At 35.6% G+C, this 15,435-nt stretch carries 13 protein-coding genes; 7 read left to right on the forward strand and 6 right to left on the reverse strand.

Annotation, left to right across the window (positions count from 1 at the left end; translation table 11 throughout):
- Nucleotides 1-10 precede the first annotated feature (10 nt).
- The 7 genes from FA707_RS03545 to FA707_RS03575 all read left to right on the forward strand — a co-directional run bounded on the left by FA707_RS03545 (nt 11) and on the right by FA707_RS03575 (nt 7,033).
- Nucleotides 11-1,378 carry a class-II fumarase/aspartase family protein gene (locus FA707_RS03545; protein WP_136952925.1) on the forward strand — a complete coding sequence of 456 codons (1,368 nt, stop codon included), beginning with the start codon at nt 11-13 and terminating at the stop codon, nt 1,376-1,378.
- Between the two features lie 11 nt (nt 1,379-1,389).
- Nucleotides 1,390-2,166: a carbohydrate deacetylase gene (locus FA707_RS03550; RefSeq protein ID WP_136952926.1), complete on the forward strand. Its 777-nt coding sequence runs from the start codon at nt 1,390-1,392 to the stop codon at nt 2,164-2,166.
- 115 nt (nt 2,167-2,281) lie between these two features.
- Nucleotides 2,282-3,022, forward strand: a complete 741-nt coding sequence (locus tag FA707_RS03555) for a MurR/RpiR family transcriptional regulator (protein WP_136952927.1) — start codon at nt 2,282-2,284, stop codon at nt 3,020-3,022.
- A gap of 22 nt (nt 3,023-3,044) precedes the next feature.
- Nucleotides 3,045-4,217, forward strand: coding sequence for an NAD(P)-dependent malic enzyme (locus tag FA707_RS03560; protein WP_136952928.1), 1,173 nt, complete (start codon nt 3,045-3,047; stop codon nt 4,215-4,217).
- 24 nt (nt 4,218-4,241) lie between these two features.
- Complete coding sequence (gene fumC, locus FA707_RS03565; RefSeq protein ID WP_136952929.1) at nt 4,242-5,600, forward strand: class II fumarate hydratase; 1,359 nt, start codon at nt 4,242-4,244, stop codon at nt 5,598-5,600.
- 101 nt (nt 5,601-5,701) lie between these two features.
- Nucleotides 5,702-6,670 (forward strand): acyltransferase family protein, encoded by a 969-nt coding sequence (locus FA707_RS03570; protein ID WP_136952930.1) that lies wholly within the window; start codon nt 5,702-5,704, stop codon nt 6,668-6,670.
- 105 nt (nt 6,671-6,775) lie between these two features.
- Nucleotides 6,776-7,033 (forward strand): hypothetical protein, encoded by a 258-nt coding sequence (locus FA707_RS03575; RefSeq protein WP_136952931.1) that lies wholly within the window; start codon nt 6,776-6,778, stop codon nt 7,031-7,033.
- Between the two features lie 58 nt (nt 7,034-7,091).
- Here the strand turns inward: FA707_RS03575 and FA707_RS03580 are convergent, their stop codons facing one another.
- The 6 genes from FA707_RS03580 to FA707_RS03605 form a co-directional block, all read right to left on the reverse strand.
- Nucleotides 7,092-8,243 carry a pyridoxal phosphate-dependent aminotransferase gene (locus FA707_RS03580; RefSeq protein WP_136952932.1) on the reverse strand — a complete coding sequence of 384 codons (1,152 nt, stop codon included), beginning with the start codon at nt 8,241-8,243 and terminating at the stop codon, nt 7,092-7,094.
- Between the two features lie 56 nt (nt 8,244-8,299).
- The gene (locus tag FA707_RS03585) at nt 8,300-9,025 is read right to left on the reverse strand and encodes an amino acid ABC transporter ATP-binding protein (RefSeq protein WP_136952933.1); all 726 of its coding nucleotides are present in this window, start codon (nt 9,023-9,025) and stop codon (nt 8,300-8,302) included.
- On the reverse strand, nt 9,018-10,505 hold the full coding sequence (locus tag FA707_RS03590; protein WP_136952934.1) for an ABC transporter substrate-binding protein/permease: 1,488 nt from the start codon (nt 10,503-10,505) through the stop codon (nt 9,018-9,020). The genes FA707_RS03585 and FA707_RS03590 overlap by 8 nt, the downstream gene beginning before the upstream one ends.
- A gap of 198 nt (nt 10,506-10,703) precedes the next feature.
- On the reverse strand, nt 10,704-11,507 hold the full coding sequence (gene proC / locus FA707_RS03595) for a pyrroline-5-carboxylate reductase (RefSeq protein ID WP_136952935.1): 804 nt from the start codon (nt 11,505-11,507) through the stop codon (nt 10,704-10,706).
- Entirely contained in the window at nt 11,500-14,136 is a 2,637-nt protein-coding gene (locus FA707_RS03600; protein WP_136952936.1) for a YfhO family protein, read from the reverse strand. The genes proC and FA707_RS03600 overlap by 8 nt, the downstream gene beginning before the upstream one ends.
- A gap of 207 nt (nt 14,137-14,343) precedes the next feature.
- Nucleotides 14,344-15,360: a serine hydrolase domain-containing protein gene (locus FA707_RS03605; protein WP_136952937.1), complete on the reverse strand. Its 1,017-nt coding sequence runs from the start codon at nt 15,358-15,360 to the stop codon at nt 14,344-14,346.
- Between the last annotated feature and the right edge of the window lie 75 nt (nt 15,361-15,435).

Below are 15,435 nucleotides of genomic sequence, written 5' to 3' on the forward strand. Positions count from 1 at the left end.
GTTACAAAACATGAGAGCATTATATGATTCTAAAAGTAAAACGATTGATGATCGCGGGATAAAAAGTATTTTTACCAATGAAACGAAATATAAAACATGGTTGATGTTTGAAGCAGCTTTGGCACAAGCACAAGCTGAAGAAGGATTTATTCCTGAACAAGCAGCGAGGGATATTAAAGAAGCCGCAAAAATTGAAAATATTGATTTTGAAGAAATGGATCGTATTTATCGTGAAATTGGCCACGGCTTTGTGCCTTTCTTAAAAGTATTAGTGAATGCCTGCCCAGGTGATAGTGGGAAATATGTTCACTATGGGATTACAACACAAAATATTCAGCAAAGTTCACAAATGTACATGATGAAGCTTGTACATGATAAATATATGAAATTATTAGGTGAAATTTTAGCTAATTTATCAGATTTAGCCGAAAGAACAAAAGATTATGTGATGCCAGGTAGAACGCATGGTCGTCATGCGACACCTATAACTTACGGGTATAAAGTATCCGTGTGGATTAGTGATTTTATTGAATGTTATGAGCGTTTAAAAGAATCAGAAAAACGTGTATTCAAGTTAATGATGGGTGGTGCAGTCGGAACGTTCAGTGCGATGCCTGAAGTTGGGTTAAATGTCCAAAAACGTGTAGCCGAATTAACAGATATGTATTATATGGAAGTTCCATCACGTAATATTAGTACCCATAAATTAGAGTATATGATGAATTTAGCGTTATTATGTAACGTTTGTCATAAGATTGGTGAAGAAGTTTATAGTACGACACTAGAAGAGGTGGCTGAAGTTTCAGAAGGCTTTAAAAAAGGAACAGTTGGAAGTAGCACCATGCCACATAAAATTAATCCTAAGTTAGCTAAAGGGATTATTGCTAATTCTCAAAAATTATATTCATTACCAGGTGTGGGGATGTATTCAGCCGTACGACCTTATGAGGGAGATAGCAGTTCTTACATGTTATTTGATGGTATCGTCGAAGAAGCATTAGAATTAACAACAGAAGTGTTATTAAGAACGGAAGAATTAACACGAACGATTACCCCACACAAAGAGCGTATGTTGCATAATGTGATGCGTAATAAAGGGTTAGACAACACGGAATATGTCATGATGAAGATGGCGGATAAACTTGGAAAAGATGAAGCGCACTCTTTATTGTATGATATTGCCATTAAAACAGCAGCTGATGGTGAAGACTTCTTTACTAACTTAAAAGCAGATAAATTAATTTCTTCAACCTTTACTGAAGAAGAGATTGCTTCATTTATTGATCCAAGAAATTATGTCGGATTATCGGTAGAGTTGGCTGAAAAAGAAGCCATTCGTGCAAAAGAAATTTCTGAAGCGATTATGACGGAATACTAAGAGGGATTACGATGACGAAACTAATCATTAATGCGGATGATTTTGGTTACTCAAAAGCGATAAACTACGGCATCATTGAGTCACATATTGAAGGTGTGTTAACCTCCACAACCATGATGGCCAATATGCCTGGTTTTGAGCATGCAGCGCAATTAGCAAAAGATTATCCAACTTTAGCGATAGGCGCTCATTTGGTATTAACCTGTGGTCGACCAGTTCTTTCAAAAAGTTCTCTCACCCAAGGCAATGGGGGATTTCTATCTCGAAAAGACTTAAATGAGCAGGTAGGAAAAATAGATTTAGAAGCGGTTTATCAAGAATGGGACGCCCAAATTCAGAAGTTGTATAAAGCAGGTATTTCACTAACGCATCTTGACACACACCACTATGTCCATGGATTAGGTGAGTTATACCAGCCCATGGAACGTTTATCTGAAAAATATGAACTGCCTATGCGTAACTGCTTGAATGTAAAATCAAAATTAAGTAATCCTCGTTTAGCACCAGCTGATGATTTATGGTTGATGTTCATCGATGAAGCAATGAAAGATTTGAGTCAACCCTATAATCAAGTGAGAACGAAACTACTAAATATTATAGAAGAGGATGTCCAACGATTTGCTAATAAAAATCTTATTGAAGCAAATTGTCATCCTGGATTTTTAGATACAACGGTAATGTTTGGCTCAAGTTTTACTCATGCAAGAATGCGAGAGATAGAGCTATTGTGTGACCCAAGTTTAAGAGGGTTATTGAATGAAGCTGGTTTTGAATTAGGGACTTATTGATAACGGAAAAACAACTGGTGAAAACCAGTTGTTTTTTATTAAAAATCTCTCTATTATAATAATCAGAATTATGGTTATGTTATAATATTCTATATAGAGAGGTGATAATAAACGAATGTTTAATTACTTAAAAGTTTATGATGAGTTAACGGCTAGCGAGAAAAAAGTATTAAAATATATCATTGAACATTTGGAAGATATTCCCTTGATGACGATTAATGAGTTAGCCATTGCGACATTTGTTTCAAAAACGGTCATTATTAATCTATCTCAAAAAATGGGGTTTGATGGCTTTAAAGAGATGAAATACGCCATTAATTCAGAAATTAAAAATAAACAGCTATTAAGTCGGATTGAATCAAAATCACCTAAGAAGAAATTAGAAAGTACCATTAATAAGACGTTCTCAATAATAAATGATGAAGATATTTTAAAGAGTGCGCAACTGTTAAGTCATTCAAAAAATATTTTCATTATGGCTAGGGGAACGAGTAAATCTTGTGGTTATTATTTAGAACATCTATTGTTCTCGATAGGCATTCACTGTTTCTTTATTAACGATTATAACCACGCGGAATCTTTTACGCGACTTGTCGATGAAGATGACGTCGTTGTTTTATTGTCATTATCGGGCTCAACTAAAAAAATATTAGAAACGGCAAAGCTAGTTCATTTGAAACAGGCAAAAATTATCAGTTTGACATCATTTCAGTCAAGTGGATTAAGCGAGTATTCGACAATTGAATTGTTTTGTCACGCTGATCAATCAGATACAAAAATAGATGATACCAATTCACGTATAGGTTTTTTTATCTTAATTGATTTATTAATAAATACACTAAACAATATTAAATAGTAGATGGAAGGTAGATTAAAAAATGGGATTAAGAGAAGATGCACTAAGATTACATGAAGAACACAAAGGAAAAATTAGTATTGAGAGCAAGTTATCAGTTACGAATAATGAAGAATTATCATTGGCTTATTCACCGGGTGTTGCGGAGCCTTGTAAAGAAATTGAAGCGAATCCAGATGATAGCTATCGTTATACCTCTCGTGGCAATTTAGTTGCGGTTATTTCAGATGGAACGGCGGTATTAGGCTTAGGAGACATAGGTCCAGCAGCGGCAATGCCAGTTATGGAAGGTAAGTCTATTTTATTTAAAGAATTCGCTGGAATTGACTCTATTCCTTTAGTTGTGAATGAAAAAGATACTGATAAATTAGTCGAAATCATTCAATCATTAGAATATAGTTTTGGTGGTATCAACTTAGAAGATATTTCATCACCGAGATGTTTTGAAATTGAGCGTCGCCTTAAAGAGGTGATGTCGATTCCAGTCTTCCACGATGACCAGCATGGAACAGCGATTGTCGTAGCAGCCGGCTTAATTAATGCCTTAAAATTAGTAAATAAGAACATGTCAGATATTAAAGTGGTGCTAAATGGACCAGGTGCAGCCGGTACGGCAATTATTAAGCTATTGCAAGATTTCGGTGTGAAAAATATTGTCGCAGTTGACCGTAAAGGCATTTTAGTTCCAAGTAGAGAAGGTTTAAGCGGGCATAAAGTCGAGTTAGCAGCTACCACCAATCCCGAAAAAATAAGTGGCGACTTATCGGAAGCTGTAAAAGGTGCCGATGTCTTCGTTGGTGTTTCAGTTGCTGGGGCCTTAACACCTGAAATGGTTGAATCCATGGCACAAGACCCAATCGTATTTGCATTAGCGAATCCAGTTCCTGAAATCATGTATGACTTAGCGATTGAGCATGGGGTAAAAGTTATGGGAACAGGTCGCTCAGACTTCCCTAACCAAATCAATAATGTATTAGCTTTCCCAGGTATATTTAAAGGCGCGTTATCAGTTAGAGCAACGCAAATTAATGAACCTATGAAAATGGCAGCAGCTAAAGCAATTGCAGCATTGATTAGCGATGAAGAGTTGACGGCTGAATACGTTATCCCAAATCCTTTCGATCAACGTGTCGCTCCAGCAGTAGCAAAAGCAGTAGCCGACACAGCTGTTAGTACAGGTGTTGCTAGAATTTAATTGAATGCCAAAGAGGTGAAAGTGATGTTTCGTATCGAAAAAGATTCATTAGGTGAAGTGAAAGTAGCAAGTGATAAAAAATGGGGAGCCCAAACACAAAGAAGTTTAGAAAATTTCGTGATTGGTAATAACACCATGCCATTAGCAGTGGTTTATGGCTTAGTCGAAATTAAACGTGCAGCGGCCCTAGTCAATCATCAGCTTGGTAAATTATCAGCTGAGAAAAGTCAGGCGATTGTCGCAGCATGTGATGCGATTTTGACAGGAAAATATGGTGACCAATTCCCATTAAAAATTTATCAAACAGGTAGTGGTACGCAGTCAAACATGAATGTTAATGAAGTGATTGCGCATTTGTGTAATGAAAAGGTACCAGGATTAATTCATCCCAATGATGATGTTAATATGTCTCAAAGTTCGAATGACACGTTCCCTACTGCCATGCATATTGCGGCTTATCAAGCAATTATTAACAATCTGTTACCAGAACTATCGGAGTGGATTGAAGAATTGAAACTATTAGAAGATAAGAATCAGCACGTGATTAAAATTGGTCGCACGCATTTACAAGATGCCACACCGTTAACATTTGGGCAAGAGATTAGTGGCTGGCGTGTTATGATTGAAAAAGCGCAAGAATTTGTAGGTTTGAGTTTAGACGCAATTAGTCATTTAACAATTGGTGGAACAGCAGTTGGAACGGGGCTAAATGCTCCCGAAAATTTTGATACGTTAATGTGTGAAGTGATTAGTGCGCATACGCAATTACCATTTAACTCCGAAGAGAATAAGTTTTATGGTCTAACAAGTCACAGTGAATTGTCGTTTGTTCATGGCGCACTACGAGCGTTAGCAGGTGATTTAATGAAAATTGCTAATGATGTTCGTTGGTTAGCAAGTGGTCCTCGTTCTGGTTTAGGAGAAATTACGATTCCATCTAATGAGCCAGGAAGCTCAATCATGCCGGGCAAAGTTAATCCCACCCAAGCAGAAGCCTTAACGATGGTTGTTTGCCAAGTGATGGGAAATGATACAACCATTCAATTTGCTAGTAGCCAAGGAAATTTTGAATTGAATGTTTACAAACCAGTGATTATTGCGAACTTTTTAGAATCAGTCCAATTATTAAGTGACGCAATGCGCTCGTTTAGAATGAATTGTTTAGTCGGATTAGAGGCTAATAAAGCAGCAATGGCTGAGGGAATGAAAAATTCGTTGATGCTTGTGACTGCTTTGAATCCTCATATTGGTTACGAAAAAGCTGCCAAAGTCGCTAAATATGCGCATGAAAATCATACGACACTGGAAAAAGCGATTATTGCTTTAGGTTATGCAACGAAAGAAGAGTTTTCTGAGTGGTTAAAACCTGAAGAGATGATTTAAGAAGCTTGATAGTTTAGTCTTTGAAGAACAACTACAGCGTTACTGTAGTTGTTCTTCCTATTTTTGTTATATAAGGGTATCTATATAGGAGCGATAGTTTATTGAAAGAAAGAGATAGTTATTTAGATAATGCAAAGTTTATCTTAATGGTTTTAGTGGTCTTTACTCATTTTTTTATGGGGATGACAGAGAAAAGAGGCGTATATGAAGATCTTTATTATTTATTGTTTACTATTCATATGCCTACGTTTATTTTAATTTCTGGTTATTTCTCAAAAAATGTGGTTAATCAGGGCAAGTGGCTACGAAAAAGTTATCATTTTTTATGGTTGTATGTTTTATTTCAAGTGAGTTATTCATTTTTTTATTATGCAACAGGTCTTGAAGCGTCATTTGATTTGACATTTTTAATACCCGAATGGAGTTTATGGTTTTTATTATCTATGGTCTTTTGGTATGTGTGGTTATATTCACTTAGAAAAATTCCAGCTGCTATTAGTATACCAATCAGCATAGTTGTTGCGATTATGATTGGGTATTTTCCAGAAGTAGGGCGTGAGCTAGCGTTACAACGTGCCTGTGTATTTTTTCCATACTTTTTGATTGGTTATCATTTACCTAAACATTTTTTTGATATTTTTAAAAGCCGAACGATGCGTTATCTAGGACTCGCAGCATTATTCATTTTATTTATCTATGTTGTCAAAATTGATGGGGCTAATAAATATTGGTTTTTTGGTTCAAAACCTTATCATGATTTTATGGATTTCCCGGAATTTGGTGCGTTAATTAGAGGTTTATTTTATTTACTAAGCGTAATTGGTGTATGTGGTTTTCTAGGCGTGGTTCCTACAAATAAATATTGGTTTACCAAATATGGGGCTAACACGCTAAATGTTTATTTGTTCCATGGTTTCATTGTCAAATTACTTCGTCGCTACTTTCCGTTTGAAGCAATTAGTTTTATTCCAGCAATCATTACCTTCTCATTTTTTGCACTGGGACTTACCGTATTATTAGCTTCTGAACGTTTTAAAAAATGGACTAGTTCCCTATTAAATCTGTTCTAAAACCCTTGATTTACTAGTAAAAATTAGGGTTTGAAGACATTTAATTAGTTTATTTGTTAGACAGAATGATAAAATAAATTCATAAAGTTAGAAAGGGTGTTTATTATGACAACAGGACTTATTTGGAATATTTTATCAACAATTATTGGGGGAGCAATCGGTGGCGGTACTAAAAAAGCTGCTAAAAACTTACCAGCTTCAGGAACAGCTAATACTGCAATGGGAGCAATCGGTGGTTTAATCGCTAGCTTATTACAAAGTGGAAACGTAGATTTAATGAGCTTAATCTCAACTGTCGTTGGTGGTGCTGGTGCGCCTGCAATCTTAAACATTATTTTAAAAGTTTTAGCAAGCAAAAAATAATTTGTTTTAATCAATAAAAAGCGTCATGATTTCAAAATGGAAATCATGACGCTTTTTTTTATTCAACTGTTAATTGCGCTATTTTTTCAAAAGCTTCTGCTAGAAGTGATAAGCTTTGAGTGGCAGCAATTCGGATATAGTATTCACCCGCTTCTCCAAACGCAATGCCGGGAATAACGAGTACGTGTTGCTCTTGCAAAAGTTTTTTAGCAAATGCCAATGAATCCAGTCCTGTTTTGCGAATGTTAACAAAGGCATACATACTACCTTTTGTTTCAATCATTGATAGGAAGGGAATTTTCCCAACCTGTTCGTTGATAAAGGTAATTCGCTTAGCAAACAGGTCTTTTGTTTCTGCCATTAACGTTTCAGCATGAGTTAAAGCGTAAATACCAGCTCGCTGTGAGATGGATGGAGCAGAGTATGCGACATTCTCATTTAGAAGACCAATCGCTTCAATGATATAGTCGGGTGCCAGCACATAACCTAGACGCCAGCCAGTCATAGCAAATGATTTTGAAAAGCTACCAAAAGTTAATGTGTTTTTAGGAGCAAACTGTACCATTGGATGAAAAGGTTCATTGTAACAAAAAGCCTCATAGACTTCGTCAGCTAATATGTATAAATCATGTTTAATCGCTAGCTTCGCGATACCTTGCAATGTTTCTTTGCTGAAGATGGCACCAGTTGGATTGTTAGGGCTATTAATAATCAATGCTTTAGTATTTGACGTAATAGCTTGTTCTAGCGCATCTAATTTAAGTTCAAAGCCATCTTTTTCATATGTAGGAACAATTACTGGTACACCACCTGCGGCAATTACTTGCTCTTTATAAGGCGAAAAATATGGGGCATGTAAAATGACCTCATCTCCAGGATTAAGTAATACTTGTAGGGCTAAATACATACCGTGTAGGGCACCAACACTAGCAAATATTTGGTTGGATTGAAAGCTGATATCATAAGTTCGATCGTAATAGTCTATGATTGCCTCAACTAATTCAGGACTGCCATTTGCAGCAGTGTAGTGAGTGTGACCAGCTTTTGCGTCAAGAAAGGCTTGTTGTATAATGGCATGATTTGTAACGATGTCTGGATCACCGATTGATAAATCAATTATATTAGTTTTAGTCGCTGCTAAGTCTGAAAATTGCATCAATAAGTTATCAGGTGTGTCTTGATAGTAATGATTAAGTAGTAAACGATTCATATGTATGCCTCCTTCAATTAAAGGGATGTGGCAAGAGCCACATCCCTTTAATTATTTTATGATAACACTTTTCCTAAGAAATCTTGTGTTCTTTCATTTGTTGGGTGAGTGAAAATCTCTTCAGGTGTTCCTTCTTCTTGAATATAACCGTCCGCCATAAAAATCACGCGGTCAGCAACTTCACGAGCGAAGCCCATTTCGTGGGTCACAATGACCATCGTCATCCCATCTTGAGCTAATGATTGCATAACTGCTAACACTTCGCCAACCATTTCGGGATCGAGTGCTGAAGTTGGTTCGTCAAAGAGCATCACATCAGGTTTCATGGCTAAGGCGCGGGCGATAGCAACACGTTGCTTTTGACCGCCAGAAAGAGAAGAGGGATAGGCATTAGCTTTATCAGCTAGTCCCACTTTCTCAAGTAATTCAAGTGCCGTTGCTTTAGCACTCGCTTCGCTTTCTTTTTTGACTTGAATTGGGCTAATGGTAATATTTTCTAAGACCGTTTTGTGAGGGAATAGATTAAAGTTTTGAAAAACCATTCCCATTTTTTCACGAATTTTATTGATATCTGTTCCTTTATCGGTAATGTTATGTCCTTCGAATTCTATGGTTCCTTTTGTTGGCTCTTCTAGTAAGTTTAAACAACGTAAAAAAGTACTTTTACCACTTCCTGAGGGTCCGATAATAACAACTACTTCACCTTGTTCTATTGTTGCGTCAATGCCTTTAAGCACTTCGTTTTTATTAAATGATTTATGTAAATTTGTAATATTAAGCATTGTTCATTTTCCTTTCTGCTACACCTAAAAGTCTAGATAGGGTGAATGTTAAGAAGAAATAAATTAATGAAGCCACGACGATTGGCATAAACGGCTTGAAGCTTGCACCTTGCACGACACCTGATTGGAACATTAATTCAGACACTCCGATGACTGAAACAACGGATGATTCTTTAATAACCGTAACAAACTCATTACCTAAAGCGGGTAAGATATTTTTAACTGCTTGTGGTAACACAATATGTCTTAATGATTGGACTTGATTCATCCCTAAAGAACGAGCTGCTTCAGTTTGACCATTGTCAACCGCTTTAATCCCAGCACGGAAAATTTCTGCAACATAAGCTGCACTGTTTAAGGATAAGGCAATTAAACTTGAAGCTAGGGCAGATAAATCTAAACCTAGAACGTTTGATCCGAAAAAGACTAAGAAAATTTGGACTAATAGTGGTGTACCACGAACGTATTCGATATAAACGAATGCAATAGCTTTTAATAATTTGTTGCTAGATAATTTCATTAATGAAAGAAGGGCTCCTAAAATAGTTCCAAATAATACGCCGACAAAGGCTAATAATAATGTGTAGAGAGTTCCTTTTACATAGTAATTACCATACTTACTCATGAATGAAGGAGATTCTTTTTTATCTGTACTATTATCATCACTGGCAGCATCTTCATCTAACATATGGATGGCTGTTTGAGCCTTATACTCTTCAATTAAGTTTTGATCATGCATTTCTGCAATTGAGGCATTAAGTTTTTCTAATAAAACAGGCGCTTCTTTTGATAAAGCAATAGAAGATTCTTTTTCATCTTCAACAAATTCAACAGGTGAGAAGTCCAAGTCCTTAATTTGTGTTAAGTAAGCTTCAGCTACAGGACCGTCAACTACAGCGGCATCAATTTTATTGTTTTGTAACTGTAAAACAATGTCTGTGAATTTTTGTAGTAACACTGGTTTAGCGCCTGTCAATTCATTATTAACTAATTCTTCTTGAACGGTTTGCTTTTGGGCACCTACTTTAACACCAGTAAAATCATTTAGTGATTTGAAGCGTTCTTTATCTTCTTTTCTCACGATGATTCTGTTTTTTGAAAAATTATAGGCATCTGAGAAGTTTACCTCTTTTTCACGTTCTGGTGTAGGGGTCATACCTGAAATAATCACGTCAATTTTTTCAGTTTTTAAAGCTCCTAGTAGACCATCAAACCCCATTTCAGTGATTTTTAGGTCGACACCCAAATCATCTGCAATTTTTTCGGCAATTGAAATGTCAATACCAACGATAGTATCTTTACCATCAATCATCGTGTGAAATTCATAAGGAGGATAATCTGCTGATAAACCAACATTCAAAACACCTTTCTCGATGATTTTGTCATAAACTTGATCCTGTGTTTCATCCGCCAAGCCCACAGTAGGTAGACTGAATAATAACATTAATAGTAAATACTTAAAACTTTTGAATAATTTCATACGTCACGCTCCTAATTTGTAATAACGAAACTAAGTATATAATTTCTAGTATAAAAATTCAAGTATTTTGTATAAAAAATCTCATAAATAATTATTTTATCCAAAAAAATGTATAAAATTTAGTTATTTTTGAATAAAATATGCATAAAAAACATACCGAACGAATAATTGCCCATTCGTTCGGTATGTTGTGTTAGGTTATTGACTTAATTCCTCATCTCGTCTTATTGTAGCATTTACGGCGTTAAATAAGGTGGTGGTCAGCTGATCTTTTTCAAGCGAGGCAACGCCTTGGATAGTCGTTCCACCTGGTGAACAGACTTGGTTAATTAAATCCCAAGGAGCTAAGTGGTTTTCTTTTAAATTTAATAAGGTTCCAATCATTGCATCAATGACAATTTCTCTAGAAGTATCTAAAGGTAATCCTTGAGCAACTGCAGCGCGACTTAGTCCATCAACATATAATGCTGTAAAAGCAGGTGAACAGCCAGCGATAGCGGTTAAAGTCACGAAGTCTTTTTCATCTAGGACGTAGGTACTGCCAATGGCTTCAAATAAATGTGTAACAAGTGTTTTTTCGGTCTGCGTTATATTAGTTGAATAGGCAATGCCTGAGACACTTTTTTGGAGACTGATGTTCATATTTGGCATGATGCGCACAATTTTCGCTTCTGGTAAGGTCATCTGACGTAACTGCTCAATGGTTAAGCCGGCCGCAATCGAGATAATTAATTTGTTTTGCCATAGGGACGTATCTATTGTTGGTAGAAGTGTCATGAGTACTTGAGGTTTAGCCCCTAATATTACAACATCTGCTTGTTGAATAAGTGCTTCGTTTGATTCAGCATAATTGACGCCTAAAACTTCTGCTTTGGCTTTAGATCTTTCCTGAGTAGAAGCAGTCAACGTCATCATTTCGGCGGAAACTGTATGGCTAGCTAGTAACCCTTTAATAATCCCTGTATTCATATTACCAGCGCCAAGAAAGGCTAATTTAGTCATGGGAGTCCTCCTGTTTTCTTAAATAATAGAGATAACTGATAAAAAGTAATGTACAGCTTATGAATAGCCCAACGCCAAAGATGAAACCTTGAGGTAAGAATGATAACTCAATCGTGTTTTCACCTTTTTGAAGAGGAATTGTGATGAATCCGTCTTTAAATGCTTTTAGGGTTACTTTCTTGCCATTCACTTTGGCTTGCCAACCAGCGTCAAAAGGAATGGTAGTAAATAGGATATTGTTATCATCGGTTACAGTGGCTGTTGCGTTAATTTTTCGACCATTAACGTTCATGGTCACTTGTTGATCTTGTAGTTGATTCATCGCTTGTTGATATTGGGGAATATCAAGTAAAATCACCGGTGGATCCATGATAGTTAAAGATTTAGTACCATAAAATTCAATACTAAATTCAATTGTCTTATCTTGTTCGTAATAACCTAGATCAAAATATTGTCCGTTGACACTAAGTTGCGTTTTCACTTTGCGACCGTCAACCTCTAATTCAGCTGTTAAACTGCCTAATTCGCCAAAGTTCGTTGGAAAAATGCTCATATAAGCTTGTTTACCAGCTGGAATATGGACACGCCATGTAATTGTTTTACCAACATTTCCTTGCTGCTCGGTTAATGTCATATGATTGGATTCATTATAGTCAATCGTTGTATTGTTTGAATAGCTAATTTCCGGTTGTGTTGACGTGAAATACTGTGCTTTTTGATTGGTTAATTGATTCAATAAATTAGTTTGCGCGGTTAAATTATCATTTTCAGGTAACGTAACGTTGTAGATAGCTTGATTGGTTAATGTCCCTAGTCCTAAAGCATATTCATTTTGATACAATTGGTAGTCTTTATTTTGATAGACTTCATTAAAGCCAAATTTTGTTAAGCCATTAGCTGTTTGATTGTATTTAACTCCTAACAAGCTGTCCATGATTAACGTATTGTTGGCATAGCGAATATTCAAATTTGTTCCACGTGAACGGAAGCCAAGCTGGTGTAGTAAAGAACTTGAATGGCGATTACGAATGGAATTAAACATGCTAATCCCGTTGTAGTTAAATTTAAAGCTATCATTTGATGAAATGGGGCTAATCGCTTCAAAACGGAAAAATTCATCAGGCGATAATTGGTTGGCCTGATCCACAACATCCTTAAATTCATCATATGTTTTATTTAATAAACTACGTGAAGGATAGTTCCAATCATTACGAATACTGTTAATTAATAAAGTCGTATTAGTGCTGATTTCTAATGTTAAAAAGGCACATAATAAGAAGGTTAATATTTTACTGCCTTGGAAAGATTTCCAATATAGTCTGTCTTTTTTTGTGAAGAGCATTAATAAAATTAAGTAGACACTTGTTAATAAAAGTGTAAGCAAGAAGTTCCAATTAGTTATAAAGTCATACTGCCATTTGTCTGGTAAACAATATGTAATACCAAATACTAGTAGCCAGCCAATTAAAACCATTTGCAGAGTAAAAATATCTTCACGGGTAATTTTTTCTAACGCGTAACCAGCTAAGATAATAACTAGCACTGAAAAAAGAAAACTGTATCTGAATAGAAACATATTGGGTGCATGCATGCCATGCCAAAAAAGATTAAGAGGTTCTAAGTAAAAGCTGGCGATAATCACGGCAAATAAGCTAGCGAATAGTGCCTTGTTTTTTAGAGAGAATTTTTTTGAAACAAAATAAAAAGTACACAAAAATAGTGGAATCAAGCCAATATAAATAAAAGGAATTGAACCATATTTTGTTGTATCAAATGAACCAATCATATTTTTTGCCGGAATATCAAGCCAAGACGTAGAAGCTGTTTTTAGTTGTTTAATTTCTGTTAACGTCTCACCATTTTGTCGTAAATCAAAAACAGTTGGCAAAATAATAATCATTGAGGCTAATCCAGCGAGTATTGAGGTGATAAAATACGGCTTTATCGCTCGTTTATTTTGTTCCCAGTTCATACTGATTTTGATTAGGAAATACATGAATGAGAAGATGCCTACCATAAAACCAAAATAAAAATTGCTCATAAATAACAATAAATAAGAAACAAATAATAAAGTTGGTTTTTTCTTCTCAATAATTCGGTCGATGCCTAATAAAATTAATGGAATCCAGACAAATGTATCGAGCCACATGATTAATTCTGAATGTGCAACCGAAAAACCCATTAAGGCATAACTAATTGCTAATAACACATGATAGAGAGGTTTGATACGATAAGTGTTACGAGAGAATACCCAGAAACTTAAGCCGGCACAACCAAATTTAAGTAAGGTCAAGACATACATCGCATCTGGAATCATTTTGAGTGGGAATAATAAGACAAGCGGAGTGAAAATTCCGCCTAGATAATAAGAAATAAGTGCTAAATAATTTAAGCCTAATGACGCATTCCAAGAATAAAATATACTCTGCTTGCCTAATAGCATATTTCTGAAATTTGCGTGAAAATTGGAAAATTGAGAAAAGGCATCACTTGCTAATAGGGTTAATTTACTTCCTGGATAAATAGGGATTGTTAAATAAGCTATTGCAAGTATGATAATGGGAATGAAAAAGGCACTTAGCCAATATTTTTTTTCGTTTTTTAGTATCGATTTAAACGTAGTGGACATGACAAACTCCTTTATTATTTTCTATGAATTGATTTTACCATAAACTTACAACAATAACTGATTTAGGAGTGTTTCTATTCTGAAAAAACTATGAAATTACCAAATAATAGTGGAAGTAAACACTAAAAATTAGGATTATTTTTTAATAACATTATGTATTAAAAAAGCTGTAACAAAAAGTTGTCAAAGCTCACTCCAGATAATCAGCTAGTCTAATTCATTTAAGTAGATATCAATTAACTCATCCCGATGTTGAAGATACGTTTCGCGGTTGTCGACGGGATGAACTCGATTAGAAAGGAAGACAAAACTCGTTTTTTCTTGTAGATCAATCAATATAAACGTACCAGTATAACCGGTATGAAACAAGATAGGGTGTTGACTCTTCGGGTGATATTTTAGATCCCAACCGAGTGAACGATTTTTGTTAGCTTTAGGCGTCCAAGTCTGATGAAGTTGTTTAATGGTATCAGATTGTAAAAAAGTTAAGCCGTCCAAGTCTCCTAAATTAACCATCATCTGACAAAAGCGATTCAAGTCGTCAATATTACTAAATAAACCAGCACTTCCGCAATGTTCTTTTAGAACGGAGGCTTTAGTGTCATGCACTCGCCCATACAAAGCAGCTTGGCTTTGATGAAGATTATTAGTAGGGGCACATTCTTTTGGGTTGGGGTTAAAAGTTGTGTGATTCAAATTCAGTGGTCTGAGCACCTCTTGTTCAATGATAGTTTGAACAGGTTGTTTGAACAAGTTCTCAATTGCAAAGCCTAATAAAATTGTCCCGGTATCAGTGTAGACGACCTCATGACCTTGCTTATCAACCGAAACCGGTAGATAATTAAAGGCTTCAATTAATTGTGCTTGCGTCAGCTCATTACGGTTAGGAATATAGCCATTGATAGCTGATGTATGCGTTAGTAATTGTAGAATTGTGACTGTTTTATCTTGAAAACTTGGTAGATACTTGTTGATTGGCTCATTCAACTTGATTTGATTTTTTTCTAATAACAACAAAATGAGGCTGTTTGTCCCCACTACTTTAGTTAAAGAGGCGATATCAAATAAGGTTTGACGTGTCATTTTTTTGATAGTAGGTGTTAACTCTCGGTAGCCTGATGTGAAGGTATCACTCGTTTGATTGTGGTTAAAGCTATAGACAGCACCGGGTATGATTCCTTGGGTGATCATTTGCTCAATTTTTGCTCGGGTATTAGGAAACATGGTGTTCCTCCTTTCGATTCATCATTGAATAAATTATAGCATGAAAAATAATATTATTTTCTAATTGCATATTCC

This window comes from Vagococcus zengguangii (assembly GCF_005145005.1).
GTDB classification, from domain to species: Bacteria; Bacillota; Bacilli; order Lactobacillales; family Vagococcaceae; genus Vagococcus_A; species Vagococcus_A zengguangii.